Source organism: Bifidobacterium sp. LH_512, from assembly GCF_056356435.1.
In genome coordinates this window covers 1,077,737-1,097,321 of sequence record NZ_JBKEUE010000001.1, presented here as the reverse complement: position 1 = coordinate 1,097,321, position 19,585 = coordinate 1,077,737, and the positions used below count along the sequence as shown (strand labels likewise).

Sequence of the window (19,585 nt, the reverse complement as noted above, 5' to 3'; positions counted from 1 at the left end):
TTGAAGGCCATGCCCTTGAACGGCATGGCCTTCAATCACACCAGATGATTCTCATACGCGAACACGACCGCCTGCACGCGGTCGCGCGCATTGATTTTGGCCAGAATATGCGCGACATGCGTCTTCACCGTAGGCAGGCCGATGAACAGCCTGTCGGCGATCTCCTGATTGCTCAAGCCATGCGCGACCTCGATCAGCACCTCGCGTTCGCGTTCGGTCAACGACTCCAATTCAGGATCGGTATAGGCATCCGATCCAGCCGTCGTATCATCTATACGACGTTTCGTATTACGGGCGATATCGCCGGCGCCGGTAGCGCCGGTCAGGCCGTCGGACAGCATCTTCTCGATCAATCGTTTCGTGGCGGACGGGGCGATGATCGCGTTGCCATGAAATACGGCGCGAATCGAATTCAGCAGCGTCTCGGGTTCTGTGTCCTTCAGCAAAAAGCCCGACGCGCCGGCATCGATCGCAGCCATCACATACTCGTCCAGGTCAAACGTCGTCAAGATGATCACATGCGTGTGTGACGGCGTATCCTGCATGCCGTCGTCGATACCGGTGCCGCCATAGGCGTCGACTTGGGAAAGGGCACTGATGCGGCGCGTCGCCTCAATGCCGTCCATGCCGGGCATACGCACATCCATCAGCACCACATCCGGTCGCGTCGATTCGGCCAACGCCACGGCCTCTGCGCCATCGCTGGCCTGCCCGATCACCTGCATGTCGGGCTGCGATCCGATCACCATCGCAAAACCGGCCCTCACCAATTCCTGATCGTCGGCAATCACGACTCGAATCCTGTGCGCATCACTCATACGTTCACCTTAACCAGCGGACGCCCCTGCGGGCGGGAAACCCCGCAGTCGGCGTGTCCGCTCGTCGTTTCCCAGCGTATCCTTGCGCGTGAAAGCGCATCAGCGGGTTGCGCCGTCCGCGGCATCATGCAACTGCTCATCCAACGATTTCGCAGGTCGGAGCCGCAAGACGGGAGCCGAGGATCCCTGTTCGGCATCGCTGAAGCCAGTCTCACGCAGCACCCCGAGCAGCTGACGCATGTGCGCCAATGCCGCACGGCCTTGACTCCCGATCGCTTCGAACGCGGCGGCGATATCGGCGGATGAAACGGGACCTCCATTCGCTGCATGCCCATCCAGCATGCGCAGGCCGGCATCCGTCTGATCGATGACCATGGTCAGTGTTTGTGCGACCTCTTCCTGAATGTGGGCGCCGATCCTGTCGCGTTCCATATTGGCGGCCAGGATACGCTGTTTTTCCTGTTCGGCCCGCAACGCATCCTCGCGCGCCTGCAACACCAACACGTTCGTGCCGCTTGAACGCTGCCATGACGCCGCTGCGATGACGCCGAAACACGTCAAAGCGAGACCAACGGCATAGGCGATCGTGGTCAGCATGGAAAATCCGAAAAAATGAGATGGCGGAGCGCCGCGCCTGATGCCGATGAACAAATCGAACAACGTGAAATATCCGCTTGTACTGGCGCCGACCTTCAATCCGACCAGCAGTGCATCGACGATCGAAGCGATTCCGGTCCATAGCCAGGCGCGCTTGCGGCCGTACAGCACCGCCGAATACAGCGAACACAACGCCAGCACGTTCACATTGATCACCGGGATGAGGAACACCAGCTGCAGCGCGGCGAATACGGCCACAGCAAGCGCGCTCGTCTCCGGGAAACGACGCCTGGTCGCCAAAGGCGCCAGCATCATGACGGTGATGAGCTGTTCCAACGCATAGGATGTCTTCGTGCCGGCGTCGGATGCCAGGATGGCGGCGAAGCCACCATATGACGCATACAACATGTGGGAGGCCCATATCAGCAACATGACGGCGATTGCCGTGTCCACCAGCAGGTAGTGGCGTTCCGCCCATTGTGACAGTCGTTCCACCATATTGCGTCGCCCATCCGAGGAGGGAACGGCCTGATCGATATGACGGGACCGGAATCTCGCGCATGCCGCCGCCACATTCGACAGTGATGGGAGCGTCGGAGGCGAGACGCGTGACGGCATGAAACGGACATTGCGCGGCGCGTCCGTATGAGACGCCGGCGATGCAACGTCGCCGATGCCCGTCGGACACAGCGGCAGGGATATGGAAACCGCATAACCGCCACCAGTTTTGGGCCCGTTCGTCATATGTCCTCCGGCCGTCTCGACGCGCTCGCGCATGCCGAGCAGCCCATAACCGGCCCTATGTCCGTCCGAAGCTGCCGCAGCGCCGCGTCCATCGTCTTCGATTGTGATGTCGAACGTATCGTCATGCCAATCCTCCCGGATCACGGTTGCGACGCCGGGGCCCGCATATTTGCGAACGTTAGTCAACGACTCCTGTACCACATGGTATGCGGCGCCGCTTTCCTGATCGCTCAAACGGGCCACGTCGGGCTTGCCTCGGACGACGCGCGTGAATGTGCAGTCGGGGGAGGCGTCTTTCGCCTGCTCCACCAGTACGTCGATATCGTCGTATCCGCAACGCCCCGTCCCTCCGAAGACGCTCAAAAGACGCCGCATGTCGTGCATGGCGCGCTCGGCCTCGTGGCGAATCGTCCGCATGGTGCTCCGCGCCAGGTCCGGATCATGCGCCCCCGCATAGCGTCCGCCATCGGACTGAACGATGATGATGGAGAGCGTATGCGCGACCACGTCATGCATGTCGCGGGCGATGCGTGCGCGTTCGGCCAGCGCCGCGATGCGCCGCTCCTCCTGTTCCCGCGCTTCAATGGCGGCGTTGCGTTCCTGCATCATACGGACGGTCGCCATCCGGGCGCGCTGCCAGTATGCGATGACGATGGCGGACAGCAGGCAGGCGTAGACCATCGCGCACATGGTCAGGAACTTGGTGACGAGCATTGATCGTGATTCGAGGACGTGCGTCGCGTCCGGATATGCCGCGAACCCGCTGCCGTCGTCCGTTGCCGTGCCGGGGAACAGCGGGCCGAACGATGAGGTCCAGCTCACTATCGCGGCGGCCGCGGTGCCCATCGCAAAGGCCGTTACGAGATAAGCATGGGTGCGCTGCGGCTTGTCATATACGATGGCTGAGTACAGCATCGGCAGTGAGAACAGATCGGACAGCGTCATCATCGGTCCGACGATGAGATGCACGGCGGTCAAGGCGACATACGACAGCGCTGCGGGACGCGGGTACCGGCGGCGAAACGCCAGCGGCAGCAGCTGGACGCATGTCCATGCGGCCTGCTCGGAGCCCGAGAAATCGAACAGCAGCCCAGGAGTGTCTCCCAACGAGGTCGCCGTGACAAGGAGCAGCAGCGCACACAACAGGACGCCCAGCGAATCTCTGACCAATACGTTGCCGCGCACGGCTGTTCCCAAACGCGCCATCATGCCCATAATTGCATTAGGGTAGCGTGCGACCCTGCCATTCTCCATCATTCGCGGGGATGAACGTTGCCTCATGTGAGGGGCGGCTCGGGGTTATGCTGTGACGAGCAATACGATAACGATGAAAGGTAGGGGCAAATGGCGTTGCTTGCCGAATACTACGTGCCGGGACTGCACATCGAGGACCGTTCCATCAAGGTTCCCCTTGATTGGGCGGGACGTCGGCCAGGACAGGAGTTCGCCGGTGAGAGCCTCAGCCTGTTCTATCGTGTCGTCACCGCGCCGGAGCATATCCATGACGATCTGCCCCTGCTCATCTTTCTGCAGGGAGGTCCCGGCGGCGCAGGCCCGCGACTGAATAGTCCGCAATCCGACGGGTGGATCGAAGAGGCCATCAAACATTTCCGTGTCATCCTGCCCGATCAGCGCGGCACAGGCCGTTCTTCGCGCGTCGACACGCATATCATGCGCGATATGGACGCTCCCCAAGGTGCGGCCTACCTGAAGAAATTCCTCGCCGACTCCATCATCCGCGATTTCGAACATCTGCGCCTGACCGAATTCGAAGGCCGACGCTGGGTGACGCTCGGCCAAAGCTATGGCGGATTCCTGACGCTGACCTACTTGTCGCTGTTCCCTGACGGCGTGATCGCAAGCTTCACCACCGGCGGCATTCCGCATGTTCCCGCCGACGCCAGCGAAGTGTACGAACACACCTTCCCGCGCATGGTTGTGAAAACGCACCAATATTATGAGCGCTACCCGCAGGACGTCGAACGCGTGGCGACCGTGGCCGACATCATCACCGCGGCAGGACCCGATGGCATCGAACTGCCCAATGGCGACAAGCTGACCGTCGAACGCCTGCAGTCCTTGGGCTCCGACTTCGGCATGAAACCCAGTTTCGAACGCGTGCACTGGATCATGGACGACGCGTTCCTCGACGCCGACGGCTCCGCGTCGGCCTCGTCGCCATTGTCCGACGAATTCCTGTTCAAGGTGATGACAGCAACCGCATCGAAGCCTCTGTACTGGCCGTTGCAGGAATTCATCTACGCCAATGGCGAGCTTGATGAACCGATTCATTGGGCCGCACAGCGCGTGCGTGACGTCATGCCGGAATTCGGCGTGAATCAGCGTCCGCTCGCCTTCACCGGAGAGGCCATGTTCCCATGGATGTTCGAACAGGAGAAGGCGCTGCAGCCGTTCAAGCCGGCCATGGATCTGTTGATGGAAGACACGCATTTCGGTGCGATCTACGATGCCGACCAGCTGGCGCGCAACGAAGTGCCGTTGCAGGCCGCCGTGTATTTCGACGACATGTACGTCGACTCCGGCATGCAGCTTGACACATTGAGCCGTATCGGACGCTCCCACTATTGGGTGACCAACGAATTCGAACACGACGGCCTGCATGGCTCCGCGGTATTCAAGCATTTATACGATGAAGCGCTCAATCGCGGCGATCTCGAAGAGTTGTTCCGATAAATCGGCGAATCAACAATTCGGCGAATCGTCAAATCAATAATCATCAAACCGGCAATCAATCCGACAAACACAAGGAGAGCATATGAACGGCACCACCAGCCAGCCGGTAATCGGATTCATCGGCTACGGCAACATGGCGCAAGCCATCGCGCAAGGCCTGATCGCGGCAGGCGTCACCGACGGCGCGCATATCGTCGCCTGCGCCGCACACTACGACAAGCTCGAACGCAACACGGCGGCAATCGGCGCGTGTGCATTGCGCGACGCCGCCGAAGTCGCCGCCGAAGCCGATGTCGTCATCATCGCCATCAAACCGTATCAGATCGAGTCCGTGATCGGTCCCCTCGCCGAAACACTGGCGGCACGTGGCACGCTGGCCGTCTCCATCGCGGCGGGTTGGAATCTGGAACGATACCAGACCCTGTTCGGCGACATCGCGCCGCGCATCCACGTGCAGTGCACAGTCCCGAACACGCCGATGGCGGTCGGCAAAGGTGTACTCGTCACCGAAACCGACAACACGCTGGATGAAGCGCAGACAACGCTGTTTGAATCATTGTTCGCACCGATCTCGCTGATCGAACGCGTCGACGCCGCGCATATGGACATCGCCATGGTCGTCGCCGGATGCGCGCCCGCCTTCACCGCAATGTACATCGAAGCATTGGGCGATGCCGGCGTGAAATACGGCTTGCCGCGCGCCGCGGCCTACCGTTTGGCGGCACGCATGGTCGAAGGCGTGGGCGCATTGTATCTGAATGACGAAACCCATCCGGGCGCCATGAAGGATGCGGTCTGCTCGCCGGGCGGCACCACCATCCGTGGCGTCGCGCAATTGGAAAAGGACGGATTCCGCGGCGCCATCATCGATGCCGTCGACGAAATCGTCGGATGAGCGCGCCGATTGAACAAAACGACAGGGAATCGATGATTGCGGTCGGCGATTGTCGGTGAGCGTAATCATGACAGCAATCAATGATTCGGTCAGGTCATCGCAATCGTCGATTGAGACGCGGCATCATGCGGGTTGACGTGGCTGGAAGGTAGGCTAGCAGGCATGTCTCTTACTATCGGAATCGTCGGACTGCCGAACGTCGGCAAGTCCACCATGTTCAACGCGCTGACCCGCAACAATGTATTGGCGGAAAACTATCCGTTCGCCACCATCGAGCCGAACACCGGCATCGTGCCGTTGCCGGACGACCGTCTGCCCGTGCTCGCCGAACTCGTGCATACCGAGAAGATCGTGCCGGCCACCGTCACCTTCGTCGACATCGCAGGCATCGTCAAGGGCGCTTCCGAAGGTGAAGGCCTGGGCAACAAGTTCCTCGCCAACATTCGCGAAGCCGACGCGATCTGCGAAGTCGTGCGCGCCTTCGAAAACGACGACATCGTGCATGTCAACGGCAAGGTCGATCCGGCCGACGACATCGACACCATCAACACCGAGCTGATCCTCGCCGATCTGCAGACCATCGACAACGCGCTGCCGAAGCTGGAGAAGGATCTGCGCGGCAAGAAGATCGAACCGTCCTACATGGAAGCTGTGAAGAAGGCCAAGGAAATCCTGGAAGCGGGTGAAACCATCGATCATGCCGCCCGCGAAGGCCGTTTCGACAAGGAAGAGGTCTATGATCTGCACCTGATGACCGCCAAGCCGTTCATCTACGTGTTCAATGTGGACGATTCCGAACTGGCCAACGACGAGCTGAAGGCAAAGCTGGCCGCCTCCGTGGCTCCGGCACAGGCCATCTTCCTCAACGCGCAGTTCGAATCCGAGCTGACCGAACTTGATGAGGCGGATGCCCGCGAAATGCTCGAGGATGCAGGACTGAAGGAGTCCGGCCTCGACCAGCTGGCTCGCGTCGGCTTCGATATCCTCGGTCTGCAGACCTTCCTGACCGCAGGCGAAAAGGAAGTCCGTGCATGGCAGATCCATCAAGGTTGGACTGCCCCCCAGGCGGCCGGCGTCATCCATACCGATTTCGAAAAAGGGTTCATCAAGGCAGAAGTCGTCTCCTACGATGACTTCGTCGCCGCCGAAGGCAGCATGGCCAAGATCAAGGAGGAGGGCAAACTTCGCCTTGAAGGCAAAGACTATGTGATGCAGGACGGCGACATCGTCGAATTCAAGTTCAACGTGTCCAAGTAAGGCCTGACTGTGTTGAAAAGCAACATGTAAGGCGGCGCGATTCAAACATTTGCATTGCGCAAATAGTCGAAACCGCGCCGTCTCGCATAAAAGTAACCATGCCGGGCAATATGGTGTGCCTACGCGCACACTATCAGTTTTTGAACAATCACTATGGTCTACTGATTGAGATGGTCAACGGCATATTGCGCTTCTTCTGGCGTGAATTGTTCGCCATGCTCGCTAACCAGCTGGTCATAAATGGCAGCAGGACTCATAGCCATCATATCCTGATAATCTTTTGCCTCCTGCAGAACATTGGCATTCCAATCCGCTTGCATATTGCCGATTGCATATTGTGCCGCTTCAGGAGTGAACTGCTCCCCGTATTCGCTGGTGAGCTGATCGTATATGCCGTGCTTGCCCATATGCATCAAATCGGAATACTGGTTTGCTTCAGTGAGCGCATTCAGATATTCGGTCGGGACGGGGACATGCCTGTTACTTCGATACTGGTGGTTGTGCCCTCACAATCGATGGTGAAAGTTGTGGATTGTCCTCCTGCAGGTGCTCCAGGATTGGTAAGAGAGCAGCCTTTACGGTATTAGTGCTGCCATCATCGTAAGTGCCGGAAACATTGAATGAATCATGGTGACTTCCGTACCCGCGTCCGTGGACCCGGAATACGTGGCGCTAACGCTCTGTGGAATTGGGGCTGCTTTGCTCCTTCGTTTCCTTTTGCGTTTGCTGGTTGGTTCGGCATTTGAATTTACGCTGTCATTTGTTGCGTCGCCGTTACCACCAATCGCCCCCAGACAATCACAAGAACCGTAACAATAATCACCCAGAACCACCATTTGTCCACACGGGTACGGGCGTCTGACTTCCGCTGTTGAAGGTTTGCGGATTTCCGGTGGGCGGTTGCACACATGAGCATCGTCAAATGCTGCGGTTTAGGACGGAACGCTGCCGAACCCAGAGCGTGAAAGTTCCGATCCAAGAATCCAAGGAGCCCAAAGTTCGGAAGCACCCGCCGCCATTGGCAAGCGTATAAGGTAAACGCGCAAAGTAAACGCATAATGTACGGATGGCGCATTCATGATGTACATATGCCGATTTGCGTCCGCACGCCGCGTCGGCTTCATACAATGGCAATTGGGCGAGGACGAAGCGGAGGCATGGTGCGAGTATTCGATTTTGACGGGACGATTTATGACGGCGAAAGCCTGTTCGATTTATACATGTTCTCCGCACGTTACGATCCGCGCGTTTTCCGCTATATCGCACCGGTCACGTATTACGGATTGCGATACAAGTTCGGCCGTGCGACATTGGCGCAGATGGAATCGGGCGTCGGCGACGTCGCGACAAAATATTTGGATCGCCTTTCGCATTCACGTCGCCTTGAACGTCTGCTTGGCGGCAATATGCTTGAAAGCAATGCGGTTGGCGGCGGTGCGATTAATGGTGATTCCGCCGGCAGCAACAATCTCGAAGCTCTTGTCAACGCGTTTTGGGATCGCCGCATGAATCGCATCAAATCCTGGTATCAGCCGCGTGAGGACGACGTTATCATCACCGCTTCATTCAATGTGACGGTGGGCGAGGCCTGCCGCCGCTTGGGCCTGCTCAATCTGATCGCCAGTGAAGTCGATATGGCCGATCACAGGGTCACCTATTTGAATTTCGGCGCCAACAAACCGCGCAAATTTCGTGAAATCTACGGCGTGAACGCGCGAATCGACGAATTCTATACGGATTCGAAATTCGATCAGCCAATGATCGATATGGCCGAACACGCCTTTATGGTAAAAGGCGATACCATCACCCAAGTCAAATAATTGATGATGTTCCATCGCATCAAGCGGTTCGCCGCGAATTTGTGGCAGCCGCGCGCCGAATGCGTGTTGTATTTGCATCGGAATGGCGATAGGCTTGGCGTCGCAATGATGCTGGATTCGCGCCAGCATGCGCCATAAAAAGCTCGAGCTACAAGGAGGTTCCGGCGATGCAGCAGCAATATGCATGTGTGAAATGTGGATGTACGGAATACGACAGTGACCAGTTCCAGGCTACGGGCGGTAATTTCGCCAAATTGTTCAACGTTCAGAACAAGCGTTTCGTCACAATTGCCTGTCGGCAGTGCGGCTACACCGAGCTGTACCGCGTGGATACGGACGCCGCCATGAACGTGCTTGATTTCTTTGCCGGCTGAGATTGCACTCGCGCATCGCTCGCACGTAGCCCCTGCATAGTCCCGCCCGTTTTACCATGCCGGTGATATAACCATCCAGTCGGCAAACCAGTAAGAGGCCGTCAGAGGAGAGGTATGGAACAATTCGGCGTGGTGTTGAATCAACTGATCGGCATGGCGGTGATGATGGCGGTCGGTGCGGTATGTGTTAAGGCCAAACTGCTTGATGAGAAATCGTTGAGCGGCATCTGCCAGCTGATTCTGAAGGTCGGCATTCCGATGCTGGTGTTCGCTAACGCGGTTTCCGGCACGACGCGAGCCGATCTGTTGCATTCGAGCGCGATGATTTGGCTGACGCTGCTGTTGTACGTTCTGCTGATTTCCTCGATGTGGCTGTTGACGAAGCTGCTTCGTGTACCGGGGGAGCGCGGTCGCCTGTTCCAGGGCGCGTTTATTTTCGGCAACGCCGGTTTTATCGGCCTGCCATTGGTGTTGGCGCTGTTTCCTGAGCGTGGCGCTCTGTATTTTGCGTTGATGTCGCTGGTGGACCAGTGCCTGCTGTGGACGTATGGCGTGTGGATTACGAAGCCGTTGTCCAATCGCAGCGGCCGATTCGACGAGCGGCCGGCCCGTTCGTGGATGCAGCGTCTGTCCAGTCTGATCAGTCCCGCATTGGTCGCAGTCGCCTCGTCGATTGCGGTTATCCTGATTGGCATTGACGTACCTGATCGGATTCTTTCGCCTATCCGTTCGCTTGGTGGCATTTCGACGCCGTTGTCGATGCTGTATTTGGGTGGCCTGCTGGTGCTGCGTAAGTGGTCGGGTGCGTTGCGCTGCCCGGAATTATATGTGGGCATTGCGTTTAAGATGCTGGTGGTTCCTGTCGCGTTCTGCGCCTTGTTGACATATGCGCCGCTGTGGCTTGGCCTGCCGCAATTGAATGCCGATATGGTGCATATGATTTCGCTGATTGCGGGTCTGCCCACGATGAGTGCATTGGTGATGTTCGCGGAGCGTGAGCGCAACATGCCGGAGTACGCGGTGGGGATGGTGTTGATGACGACGATTGCGAGCCTGTTCACGTTGAGCGCCGTATCCTATGTGATCTTCTGACGTCGCGTACGCCGTACGCCCGCCGTATGCCTTGCCGGTGCCGCCTCTGCGGCGTAATGAAGCGTAAGCGGTAGAGTGTTGCCATGTTCTCTTTGCTTGAGACGCTGATTGCGGTGTATGAGACGGGCCAGTTTACGTTGGCCGCCGATGAGCTGAAGATTTCGCAGTCGACGGTGTCGTCCCGTATCGCGACCTTGGAGCGTGCGGTGGGGGCGCAGTTGTTCGTGCGCAATGCGAAAAGCGATGTGGCCGCCACCGAGGCGGGCAGGATGCTGTATCAGACCGCGATCCGCATTGGCGGGGATTGGCGTGAGGCATGCGAATCGATTGCTCGCGCCGAGCGCAATACGGTGCCGTTCGCGATGTTGTTTTCGCACACATCGTCGGTGACGTTGCTGCCTGCCGCGTTGCGTGCGTTGCATCCGATGCTGGACCGGTACGACTGTTCTGTGGATGTGCGGAATTCGGACGCGATTTTGGAACAGGTCGGTCTGAAGGCCGTGCAGTTCGGCGTGGTGGAGAAGCCAATCATCAATGAATCCGTTGAGCGTGTGACGTTGTGCGAGGACGAGCTGGTGTTGGCCGGTGATGCCGACGACGTGTGGCTGATGCGTGAACCGGGGTCGGGTGTGCGGTATTACGCGGAGTTGTATTGCAAGATGAACGGCATCGTACCGCGTCATGTGGTTACGATCTCGAGTAATTCGTCGATTGTCGCGATGTTGGAATCGGGTATCGGCTGTTCGGTGGTGTCTCGTTCGACGGTACCGAACGGCGTTCCGATTCGTGAAATCGGCCGTGAATTCAGACGCCGCTTCTATGCGCTGATTCCGCGTTCTGGCTTGGGGGGTGAACAGCGTGAGGCCATCGACGTGGTGGTCGGGGCCTTGCAGTCGGCGACCCTCTGATGATATCGGTTTTCCCGATGTTATTCATTGATATGTTCTATTTGACCGATGCATAGCATAGGTGTGTAATAAAACCATGAAAGAATTCTGTGTGAAATGGTGGAAGCGCATCGCCACCGTCGATATGTTGTTCATCGCCGTTGTGACGCTGATCGCATCACTCATCGGCTCCTGGCTTAAGCAGTACCCGGGATTCAGCCTTTTCGGCGCGCTGATCATCGCGCTGCTTATCGGTATGGTCATCCAGTTTCCGATTCGCGGCGCGTACATCGGTTCCAACGCGGACCGCAAGGCCGGTGTCAAGGACGCCGCAGGTCTGATCTCCAACAAGCTGCTGCGTCTGGGCATCATCCTGCTGGGCTTCAAGCTGAATCTGCAGGTGTTGTTCACCCAAGGCGTCAAGTGCCTGCCGATCGCGGCCGTCGTCGTCGCCCTGACCATCATCGTGACCTACGCCATCGCGCGCAAGCTCGGCGTCGAACCACGTCTGGCCATCCTGACTGCAGGCGGCACCGGCATCTGCGGCGCCGCGGCCGTGATGGGCCTGTCCGGCTCCATCAAGGTTCCGCCGGAAGAAGAGGAAGACAAGGCCGATGATGAGGTCATGGCCGTCGCCACCGTCGCCATCATGGGCACCATCTTCGCGCTGCTTGAAATCGCCATCGCCCCGCTGACCGGCATGAGCAAGGACCAGATGGGCATCATGGCCGGCGCTTCCCTGCATGAGATCGCGCACGCCGTCGCCGCGGGCGACGCCTTCGGCGCCGTCGACATCGCCACGATCATGAAGCTGTCCCGCGTGCTGATGCTCGTGTTCGCCGCGATCATCATCGCCATCTGGTGGGATAAGAAGCATTCCACCGTGAAGAGCGAAGGCAAGCGTTCCATCGCTTTCCCGTGGTTCATGCTCGGCTTCATCGGTGCATCCGTGATTGGCACTTTCGTGCCGGCCATCGCCGCCATCGCCCCGCAGCTGGTCGACCTCGCCTACATCGTGCTCGGCATGGCCATGGCCGCCCTCGGCATCAACGTGAACTTCCGCGCCATCGCAGACAAGGGACGCAAGGCCTTCCTGGCCAGCTTCCTCGCCTCGATCCTGCTGGTGCTGTTCGCCGCCGTAATCGCCATCCTGTTCTTCTAACGGGTATTGCTGACAGCGGGCAGTCGATTAGTCAATCATCTCCCTTGTGTTCGCCGGACGAAAGCGACGAACACAAGGGATTTCTCATAATCAGGCGCGACGCAAGCGACACGTAAAGCGTGGGACGCGCGCGTCGAGTTGCATAAAGTCAACTTGAAGTTGTTACGCTCGGCAATGACAACATTAGAGAATCGAGGAGCATAATGACCACGATGAATCTCGACAATCTGGAGCATCGCACCAGCGACGAACAAGCTCCGGAAGTATTCTTCACCAGCGTCATCACGCCGGAAAGCCTGCAGCGCGTCTATCGTGCGCTCGGCACAACGCCGAAAGGCAACATCGCCATCAAAATCCATTCCGGCGAATCCGAAAAATCCAATAATCTCAATCCTCAGCTGATTAAGGATCTGGTCCAGGAAATCGGCGGCACGCTGGTCGAATGCGCCACTGCATATGACGGCAACCGTGAAACCCCCGAAAAAAGCGAGGCCGTATTCAAAGAACGCGGCTATGGCGACATCGCCCCAATCCAGATCATGGACATGGGCGGCGAAATCGAAATCCCGGTTGCCGGTTATCGCCATATCGCCTACGACATTGTTGGCAAGCATATCGATGACTACGATTCCTTCGTCGTGCTGTCTCACTTCAAAGGCCATCCGATGGGCGGCTTTGGCGGCGCGTTGAAGAACGTGTCCATCGGCATCGCCTCCTCCAATGGCAAGCGTTGGATCCACTCTGCAGGCCAGACCAAAGATCATTGGCTTGCCGCGGAGCAGGACGACTTCCTCGAGGCGATGGCTGAAGCCGACGAGGCCGTCATCACGCATATGAACGGCAACATGCTGTATATCAACGTCATGAACCGTCTGTCGGTGGATTGCGACTGCTTCGCTGAGCCTGCCGAACCGGATATGCATGATATCGGCGTGCTGTCTTCCCTTGACCCTGTCGCGCTCGATCAGGCCTGCGTTGATCTGATTCATATCGCTCCGGACGGTGCTTCCGTTACCGAACGTATCGCCACCCGTCACGGCGAGCACATTCTTGAACGTGCCGAGGAATTGGGATTGGGGTCCCGTAAGTATCGCATGACCGTGCTTGACTGAACCCACTGAAACGAAGCGGTACTGAAGCGGTATTGAATTGTTCGTAGAAGGAGAAGTAGTAATGTCAAACGCTATCGCAGTTTTGCGCCGCACCGATGTGCCGCGCTTGTCCGTCAGCGCAAAAACCACAGTCACCGTGCTGGGCATCGTGGCCGCCGTCGCGCTGCCGCAGTTCTTCCACGTGCTTGGCGCGGCGTCCGGTCTGGGAACCGCTCTCGGCTCGACGTTCCTGCCGATGCATCTGCCGGTGATTTTCGTTGGCCTGTTCGCCGGTCCCGTCGTCGGCGCCGTCACGGGCCTGATTGCCCCGATGGTCAGCTTCGCCCTGTCGGGCATGCCGATGCTCGCCATGGTGCCGTTCATGATGATTGAACTGTGCGCCTACGGTCTGTTCGCCGGCCTGCTGCGTTCGGTGAAGCTGCCGGGCCTTGCCAAGGTCATCATTGTGCAGGTCGCCGGCCGTGCTGTGCTGTCCGTGGCGACCGCCATTGCGATCGCCGCATTCGACGCGCAGTCCAGCGTCGCCTCAATCTGGACCAGCACGCTGGCCGCAGGCCTTCCGGGCATCCTGTTGCAATGGGCGTTGGTGCCGCTGGCGTTGTTCTGGGCCGAACATCAGCTGGCGAAGCGCGCATGATATAGCCGCATTCCAGCGAGCGGTAAAAGCGTACGGCGGCTTCGTAAGGTCCGCGAGAGCCGCTGATGCCACGAAGGGCTGATACGGGAATCCGTATCAGCCCTTTTCCATGCTTTTATATAAATCGAACTATAAAAAATCGGCGATTATACGTAACTCATATAATCGCCGATGGAGTCAAACCGTAACGCGGGCTGGTATTGACAGAGCCGACGATCAGTATCCAATCGCCAGCCGTTGGCCCTTGCGCCGGTCTGGGGAAAAGTCCGTATCCGTGTTACTTCTTCATCGCGCCTTTGATTGCGCTCCAGATGGCCTGAGAGAGTGCGTAGTGTCCCAGGGACGGGTCGGAAGCGGCGAGCGGGGAACGCAGAGCCTTGTTCATCATTTCGTTGTCCATCATGATGGACTCCTTTCCTTGAAATGCCGTATTCAAAACGGTGGTATCGTGTTGCTTTTCTTGTCTGTCTTCTGTTTTGCGTTTACAGAATAAATTGTTTGACGTTCCCCTTGCATGCCGCAATCATTGTTATTTTTGTATAATCATCGGGTAATCTGAAATATTTACATTTTGTTTACGCTGATGAAAGGTCGAATTATGCCGCAGAACATCGTCAATGAAGCACGCCTGCGCTATCTTGATTTCATCGCACGCGAAGACCGCATCCGACATCACCGCTACGTGGAAGAGATGAAGCAGTACGATCTGATGCGCGCCGGCGACATCTCCGCCATCTCCGAAAGCGCGCGATTGTGGGATTCCGGCCTATACGGCCACTTGTCGGACGATTCGTTGCGTGACGCGAAATACCGTTTCGTCACTTCAATCACGCTGGCCACGCGTTTCGCCATCGACGGCGGCATGGATGAAGAGGACGCATACAACGCCTCCGACCTGTACATACAAGACATGGACCGTTGCGAAAACGCAGACGACGTGCGCCGTCTGCACACTGATATGATGACGTTTTTCACTTGGGCGATGGCCGATATGCAGAAAACCGACGTGCATTCCAAAGCCGTCGCCGAATGCATGGATTACATTCACTATCATCTGCATGAAAAAATCACCGTGACGATTCTGGCCGATCATGTGCATTTGAATCCGACGTATCTTTCCGAACTGTTCGCCCGTGAAGTGGGTACGCCGATATCGCATTACGTCACAGATCGGCGTATGGAAGCGGCCGAAAACATGCTGAAATATTCGCAATACGGCTTTTCTGAAATCGCGCAGATTCTTGCATACCGCTCGCAAAGCCATTTTTCGAAAGCCTTCAAACGCCATTCCGGCATGACGCCGAGCGAATACCGGAAAACCCATGCGCAGACCGGCATATGGCCGGAATGACACATCGACGGCATCCCGCGATGTGTCATGCTTCCAAGGATGCGTGCGATACAGTGGGAGTGCCGTATATTCATGGCGGAATTGCGCGCAATGTATGCGGTATGGCGTAACCCAACAGAATCATGCCGGAGAGAAGAATGCCTAAGAAGACATCGCGCCCCGCGTCGCAAGCGGAAAAACAAAGCAGATATCGTCGCCGCCGCATAGTGGCCGTTCTTTGTCTTGCGGCGTTCATTGTTTGCGTGGTCGTGTCGGTTTCCGGTGTGATGAACATGCGTAGCATGATGATTGCCGGTGATACGGCGACGTCGCATGCTGCTGATGATTCGTCGGATAAGAACAATACCGCAAAAGCGAAGCGCGATGGCGGAAACGATGAAAAGGATTCGCCCGGAGCGACGTTGGACTGGCGAGGACCATCCGGCGGCGACTATCCCGATGCGAATGCGCTGTCGAATCCGTCGCTGGATGTCAGCATTGTCGACCAGCGCGTGTACGTGAAATCGGATGGCGTAGTGGTCTACACGATGGTCGCCAGCACTGGTCTGGACGACAGTACACCCTTGGGCGATTATGCGATCGGCATGCGCGGCGACCATTTCTACAACGAATCGGAGGGAATGGGCGCCGATTATTGGGTTGCATTCAGTGGTACCACATTTCTGTTTCACAGCGTGCCCACCACGCAGAACTTCGGCGAATATATAGAGTCCGAAGCAGTGAAACTCGGCCAACCGGCATCGCATGGATGTGTTCGCCTGACCGTTTCCGACGCGCAATGGATCTATGACAATATTCCGGAAGGAACGCCGGTGCATATTCACTGACTGGCTTCGGGATGAATCCGCGATTGATCGTAGTCGAATTTTTGATGGCGAATATGCTGCGACTGCGTGTCCGAAAGATTTTCGATTACGGTTGGGCATTATATGCACGGCTGCGGTTGGCCTATGCGAGACGGCGCGATCGTTGAATGAAGGATGTGGAAACAATGAGCATGCCACTTGATCTGTATGTGATTCGTCACGGCGAATCCGAAGCGAATGTTATCGTCAGCGCGGGCGAACAGGGGGATAATTCGCTGTATACGCAGGATAACGTCACCGTGCCGGACCGTTCATGGCGTCTGACCGGCACCGGACGCAAGCAGGCCGACTGCATCGGCCGCTGGCTGGTCTCTCAACAGCAGCTGTTCGACCGTTATTTGGTCTCCCCATATGTGCGCACCCGTGAAACCGCGGCCACCATGGCGTTGCCGAAAGCGAAATGGGAAGAAAAACGTGTTCTGCGCGAACGCTCGTGGGGTGAGATCAATACCATCACCAAAGACGATTTTCGCAACAACTATCCGCGCAATTGGATGTTCAAAAACACCGATCCGTTGTATTGGCGTCCGCCGGCAGGCGAATCGATTGCGGATGTGGCCGAGGACCGCGTGCATAATCTGCTCACTTCGTTGAATCGCAAATCCGACGCGGAATCCGTGGTGATGGTCAGCCATGGCGATTTGATGCTTGCGTTGATGTTGACGCTTGAGGATTTGTCGGATGAGGAGTTCCTGCATCGTGCGGATTCGGAAGAGTGGCGCATCACCAATTGCACCTGCCTGCATTATTCGCGCCGTAATCCGGATTCGGGACGCACCTATAAGCGTTTCCGTTGGGAACAGACCGCCCGCCCGGTATATGACGAGGATGAAGGTCGTTGGGAAGTGAAGGTTGAACCGTGGCGTGAGTTCAGGCGTCCGCTGCTGTCCAACGGGGACTTGGTCAACGTCGTGCAGACGGTGGATCCGCATTTGGTCGAATACCATGAGCGTTAGGATTCTTTGCCGCAGGTAATTACTATTTGGTCATGTCTCCATTACAATGGCTGTGACGTGTGACGCGATGTCGCCACACTAGAGAGTTAAGGAGATGTGAATGTCCAATCTGTTCACGTGGCAGCTGCACGGTGACGGCAAGACGCTGGCTCCGGGCGAAGTCGTCGAACCTGATGAGCGCCTGACTTGGGGCCGCACCATCGGCATCGGCGCCCAGCATGTGATCGCCATGTTCGGTGCCACCTTCCTGGTGCCGATTCTGACAGGCTTCGACCCGTCCACCACGCTGTTCTTCACCGCAATGTCGACGGCGTTGTTCCTGCTGATCAATAAGAACGTTCTTCCGAGTTACCTTGGCTCGTCCTTCGGCTTCATCGCGCCGATCACGGCCGTGACCACTGCCAACAAGGGGCTGGCCGTAGCATCCTTCGGCATTATGATTACCGGTCTGCTGCTTGCTCTGGTCGGCCTGCTCGTGCACTTCGCCGGTGCCAAGTGGATCGATATCATCATGCCGCCGGTCGTCAATGGTGCCATCGTCGCCATCATCGGCTTCAACCTGGCCCCGTCCGTGTGGAATAATTTCCAGGCCGCCCCCGATACCGCACTGGTCACCTTGGTCGCTGTGCTGCTGATCGCAGTGCTGTTCAAGGGTCTGCTGGGTCGTCTGAACATTCTGCTCGGCGTCATCGTTGGCTACATCTACGCGTGCTTCCGCGGCCAGGTCGACTTCTCCGCAATCGCCGACGCTTCCTGGATCGGTTTCCCGAAGTTCCACCTGCCGCAGGCCGATTTGACGATCCTGCCGATGTTCATCCCCGTCGTGCTCGTGCTTGTCGCCGAAAATGTTGGCCATGTCAAGTCCGTGGCGCAGATGACCGGCCGTGACTATGACGACAAGATGGGCTCCGCTCTGTTCGCCGACGGCCTCGGTACCGCGATCGCCGGTTTTGGCGGCGGCTCCGGCACCACCACCTACGGCGAGAACATCGGCGTGATGGCAGCCACCAAGGTGTATTCGACCGCAGCCTACTGGTGTGCCGCTGCATTCGCCCTGCTGTTGAGCCTGTGCCCGAAGTTCGGCGCCATCATCAACACGATCCCGGCCGGCGTGCTCGGCGGCGTCACCACCCTGCTGTACGGCATGATCGGCATGATCGGCGTGCGCATTTGGGTGGAGAACAAGGTCAACTTCGACAAGCCGCTGAACGTGATGACCGCCGCAATCGTGATGATCATCGGCATCGCGGACTTCACCTTCGCCATTCAGGGCGTGTCCTTCAACGGCATCGCCATCGGCACCATCGTCGTGCTCGTCGCCTACCACGGTCTGAAGGCCATCGGCAAGGCCATCGGCACCATCGAAAAAGACGATCCGGATATCCAGTGATTGTTCATTTCCGATATGCGATCGCCGTTTGAATATCATTCGGTATCGATGTAATCCCAAGGAAGCTCCCGAAAGGGGGCTTTTCTTCATATATGCGCGTATATGATGGGCAGTCACGGCAAATATATATGCGTCACAGTGAAAGGAAACGAAATATGGCAACGGCACAAGGCAAGAAAATCGCCATTGTCACCGGCAGCGCGTTGGGATTGGGCTATGAGATGGTCCGTCAACTGATTGCGCAAGGCTGGTTTGTGGCAGGCATTGACTTCAATGCTCAGCGTCAGGCCGAACTGGCTGAGGAATTTGCGAAGGACTCGTATCAGGCGTTCGTCGGCGATGTTTCGGATGAGACGTTCGCAGTGGAATCCATAGCCCGAATCGCACAACTGGGGCATATCGACCTGCTGATCAATAACGCCGGACAGCCTTCCTTCAAAGTCCCGACCGCATACGAAGCGGCGGATATCGACATATGCCTTAAAGGTTTGAAGGGGATGATTCTGTGGAGCGTGGAAACGTTGAAAGCCACAGGGGAGCAGGACGTCAAAATCGCTAATATCATGAGCACCGCCGCCACGCGCGGCAACGCCAACGAAAGCGTATACTGCGCGGCCAAGTGGGGCGAAAAAGGCTACACCAAGAGCCTGCAGGCCGCATACAAAGGAACCAGCGTGAAAATCGTCGCCGTCTATCCGGGAGGCATCGACACCGCGTTCTACCGTGACAGTCGCGATTATGTGTCAGAAGAAAAACAGCATACGTTCATGCGCGCCGACCAGCTGGCCGAAGTGATTCTTTTCAATCTGACATGCGCGGCCAATCTGACCGTCAGCGATATCGAAATCAATCGCAACAGCTGAACCGCCGTTATATTGCAAGGGCATCGGAAAAAGTATTGGGCATAGGATACTGTGGACAGGCTTGCGCAAC

18 protein-coding genes and 2 pseudogenes are annotated in these 19,585 nt (G+C 57.4%); 15 read left to right on the top strand and 5 right to left on the bottom strand.

From position 1 onward, the window contains the following. Positions 1-35 precede the first annotated feature (35 nt). The 3 genes and pseudogenes from AC1AWD_RS04765 to AC1AWD_RS04755 all read right to left on the bottom strand — a co-directional run. Positions 36-251 (bottom strand): annotated as a pseudogene (locus AC1AWD_RS04765) (response regulator transcription factor); the annotation flags it as partial. A 393-nt stretch (positions 252-644) separates the two neighbouring features. Further along, positions 645-749, bottom strand: a pseudogene (locus tag AC1AWD_RS04760) (DNA-binding response regulator); the annotation flags it as partial. A 168-nt stretch (positions 750-917) separates the two neighbouring features. After that, positions 918-3,368: a sensor histidine kinase gene (locus AC1AWD_RS04755; protein WP_476564138.1), complete on the bottom strand. Its 2,451-nt coding sequence runs from the start codon at positions 3,366-3,368 to the stop codon at positions 918-920. A 135-nt stretch (positions 3,369-3,503) separates the two neighbouring features. Between AC1AWD_RS04755 and AC1AWD_RS04750 the strand changes: the two genes are divergently transcribed. The 3 genes from AC1AWD_RS04750 (at position 3,504) to ychF (ending at position 7,005) form a co-directional block, all read left to right on the top strand. Then, the gene (locus AC1AWD_RS04750) at positions 3,504-4,853 is read left to right on the top strand and encodes an alpha/beta fold hydrolase (protein ID WP_476564136.1); all 1,350 of its coding nucleotides are present in this window, start codon (positions 3,504-3,506) and stop codon (positions 4,851-4,853) included. An 82-nt stretch (positions 4,854-4,935) separates the two neighbouring features. Then, positions 4,936-5,748, top strand: a complete 813-nt coding sequence (gene proC, locus AC1AWD_RS04745; protein ID WP_476564134.1) for a pyrroline-5-carboxylate reductase — start codon at positions 4,936-4,938, stop codon at positions 5,746-5,748. A gap of 162 nt (positions 5,749-5,910) precedes the next feature. Next, the gene (ychF, locus tag AC1AWD_RS04740) at positions 5,911-7,005 is read left to right on the top strand and encodes a redox-regulated ATPase YchF (RefSeq protein ID WP_476564132.1); all 1,095 of its coding nucleotides are present in this window, start codon (positions 5,911-5,913) and stop codon (positions 7,003-7,005) included. A 158-nt stretch (positions 7,006-7,163) separates the two neighbouring features. Here ychF and AC1AWD_RS04735 read toward each other — a convergent pair whose 3' ends face one another. Then, positions 7,164-7,457, bottom strand: coding sequence for an Ltp family lipoprotein (locus AC1AWD_RS04735; protein WP_476564594.1), 294 nt, complete (start codon positions 7,455-7,457; stop codon positions 7,164-7,166). Between the two features lie 708 nt (positions 7,458-8,165). On the opposite strand from AC1AWD_RS04735, the gene AC1AWD_RS04730 reads away from it, so the two are divergent. The 7 genes from AC1AWD_RS04730 (at position 8,166) to AC1AWD_RS04700 (ending at position 14,089) form a co-directional block, all read left to right on the top strand. Continuing rightward, complete coding sequence (locus AC1AWD_RS04730; RefSeq protein ID WP_476564592.1) at positions 8,166-8,825, top strand: HAD family hydrolase; 660 nt, start codon at positions 8,166-8,168, stop codon at positions 8,823-8,825. A 167-nt stretch (positions 8,826-8,992) separates the two neighbouring features. Then, positions 8,993-9,199 (top strand): zinc ribbon domain-containing protein, encoded by a 207-nt coding sequence (locus AC1AWD_RS04725; RefSeq protein WP_476564131.1) that lies wholly within the window; start codon positions 8,993-8,995, stop codon positions 9,197-9,199. A gap of 114 nt (positions 9,200-9,313) precedes the next feature. After that, entirely contained in the window at positions 9,314-10,291 is a 978-nt protein-coding gene (locus AC1AWD_RS04720) for an AEC family transporter (protein WP_476564129.1), read from the top strand. An 83-nt stretch (positions 10,292-10,374) separates the two neighbouring features. Next, positions 10,375-11,199 carry a LysR family transcriptional regulator gene (locus AC1AWD_RS04715; RefSeq protein WP_476564127.1) on the top strand — a complete coding sequence of 275 codons (825 nt, stop codon included), beginning with the start codon at positions 10,375-10,377 and terminating at the stop codon, positions 11,197-11,199. 76 nt (positions 11,200-11,275) lie between these two features. Further along, positions 11,276-12,340, top strand: a complete 1,065-nt coding sequence (locus AC1AWD_RS04710) for a YeiH family protein (protein ID WP_476564125.1) — start codon at positions 11,276-11,278, stop codon at positions 12,338-12,340. 203 nt (positions 12,341-12,543) lie between these two features. Further along, positions 12,544-13,452: a DUF362 domain-containing protein gene (locus AC1AWD_RS04705; RefSeq protein WP_476564123.1), complete on the top strand. Its 909-nt coding sequence runs from the start codon at positions 12,544-12,546 to the stop codon at positions 13,450-13,452. Positions 13,453-13,513: 61 nt separating this feature from the next. Continuing rightward, positions 13,514-14,089: an ECF transporter S component gene (locus AC1AWD_RS04700; protein WP_476564121.1), complete on the top strand. Its 576-nt coding sequence runs from the start codon at positions 13,514-13,516 to the stop codon at positions 14,087-14,089. A 277-nt stretch (positions 14,090-14,366) separates the two neighbouring features. Here the strand turns inward: AC1AWD_RS04700 and AC1AWD_RS04695 are convergent, their stop codons facing one another. Next, on the bottom strand, positions 14,367-14,492 hold the full coding sequence (locus tag AC1AWD_RS04695; RefSeq protein ID WP_476564119.1) for a hypothetical protein: 126 nt from the start codon (positions 14,490-14,492) through the stop codon (positions 14,367-14,369). 195 nt (positions 14,493-14,687) lie between these two features. Between AC1AWD_RS04695 and AC1AWD_RS04690 the strand changes: the two genes are divergently transcribed. The 5 genes from AC1AWD_RS04690 to AC1AWD_RS04670 all read left to right on the top strand — a co-directional run bounded on the left by AC1AWD_RS04690 (position 14,688) and on the right by AC1AWD_RS04670 (position 19,515). Beyond that, on the top strand, positions 14,688-15,440 hold the full coding sequence (locus tag AC1AWD_RS04690; protein ID WP_476564117.1) for a helix-turn-helix domain-containing protein: 753 nt from the start codon (positions 14,688-14,690) through the stop codon (positions 15,438-15,440). Between the two features lie 137 nt (positions 15,441-15,577). Beyond that, positions 15,578-16,267, top strand: coding sequence for a L,D-transpeptidase (locus tag AC1AWD_RS04685; protein WP_476564115.1), 690 nt, complete (start codon positions 15,578-15,580; stop codon positions 16,265-16,267). A gap of 164 nt (positions 16,268-16,431) precedes the next feature. Next, positions 16,432-17,262 (top strand): histidine phosphatase family protein, encoded by an 831-nt coding sequence (locus AC1AWD_RS04680; protein WP_476564113.1) that lies wholly within the window; start codon positions 16,432-16,434, stop codon positions 17,260-17,262. Positions 17,263-17,362: 100 nt separating this feature from the next. After that, positions 17,363-18,652: a uracil-xanthine permease family protein gene (locus AC1AWD_RS04675; RefSeq protein WP_476564111.1), complete on the top strand. Its 1,290-nt coding sequence runs from the start codon at positions 17,363-17,365 to the stop codon at positions 18,650-18,652. A gap of 155 nt (positions 18,653-18,807) precedes the next feature. Then, positions 18,808-19,515 (top strand): SDR family oxidoreductase, encoded by a 708-nt coding sequence (locus AC1AWD_RS04670; protein WP_476564110.1) that lies wholly within the window; start codon positions 18,808-18,810, stop codon positions 19,513-19,515. The last annotated feature ends 70 nt before the right edge of the window (positions 19,516-19,585 follow it).

Bases quoted from the DNA above. Each gene is read 5' to 3' on its own strand.
- ychF (WP_476564132.1), top strand. From the start codon at position 5,911: ATGTCTCTTACTATCGGAATCGTCGGACTGCCGAACGTCGGCAAGTCC.
- AC1AWD_RS04685 (WP_476564115.1), top strand. From the start codon at position 15,578: ATGCCTAAGAAGACATCGCGCCCCGCGTCGCAAGCGGAAAAACAAAGC.
- AC1AWD_RS04710 (WP_476564125.1), top strand. From the start codon at position 11,276: ATGAAAGAATTCTGTGTGAAATGGTGGAAGCGCATCGCCACCGTCGAT.
- AC1AWD_RS04755 (WP_476564138.1), bottom strand. From the start codon at position 3,368: ATGATGGCGCGTTTGGGAACAGCCGTGCGCGGCAACGTATTGGTCAGA.
- AC1AWD_RS04675 (WP_476564111.1), top strand. From the start codon at position 17,363: ATGTCCAATCTGTTCACGTGGCAGCTGCACGGTGACGGCAAGACGCTG.
- AC1AWD_RS04670 (WP_476564110.1), top strand. From the start codon at position 18,808: ATGGCAACGGCACAAGGCAAGAAAATCGCCATTGTCACCGGCAGCGCG.
- AC1AWD_RS04680 (WP_476564113.1), top strand. From the start codon at position 16,432: ATGAGCATGCCACTTGATCTGTATGTGATTCGTCACGGCGAATCCGAA.
- AC1AWD_RS04695 (WP_476564119.1), bottom strand. From the start codon at position 14,492: ATGATGGACAACGAAATGATGAACAAGGCTCTGCGTTCCCCGCTCGCC.
- AC1AWD_RS04705 (WP_476564123.1), top strand. From the start codon at position 12,544: ATGACCACGATGAATCTCGACAATCTGGAGCATCGCACCAGCGACGAA.
- AC1AWD_RS04690 (WP_476564117.1), top strand. From the start codon at position 14,688: ATGCCGCAGAACATCGTCAATGAAGCACGCCTGCGCTATCTTGATTTC.
- AC1AWD_RS04700 (WP_476564121.1), top strand. From the start codon at position 13,514: ATGTCAAACGCTATCGCAGTTTTGCGCCGCACCGATGTGCCGCGCTTG.
- AC1AWD_RS04750 (WP_476564136.1), top strand. From the start codon at position 3,504: ATGGCGTTGCTTGCCGAATACTACGTGCCGGGACTGCACATCGAGGAC.
- AC1AWD_RS04720 (WP_476564129.1), top strand. From the start codon at position 9,314: ATGGAACAATTCGGCGTGGTGTTGAATCAACTGATCGGCATGGCGGTG.
- AC1AWD_RS04725 (WP_476564131.1), top strand. From the start codon at position 8,993: ATGCAGCAGCAATATGCATGTGTGAAATGTGGATGTACGGAATACGAC.
- proC (WP_476564134.1), top strand. From the start codon at position 4,936: ATGAACGGCACCACCAGCCAGCCGGTAATCGGATTCATCGGCTACGGC.
- AC1AWD_RS04715 (WP_476564127.1), top strand. From the start codon at position 10,375: ATGTTCTCTTTGCTTGAGACGCTGATTGCGGTGTATGAGACGGGCCAG.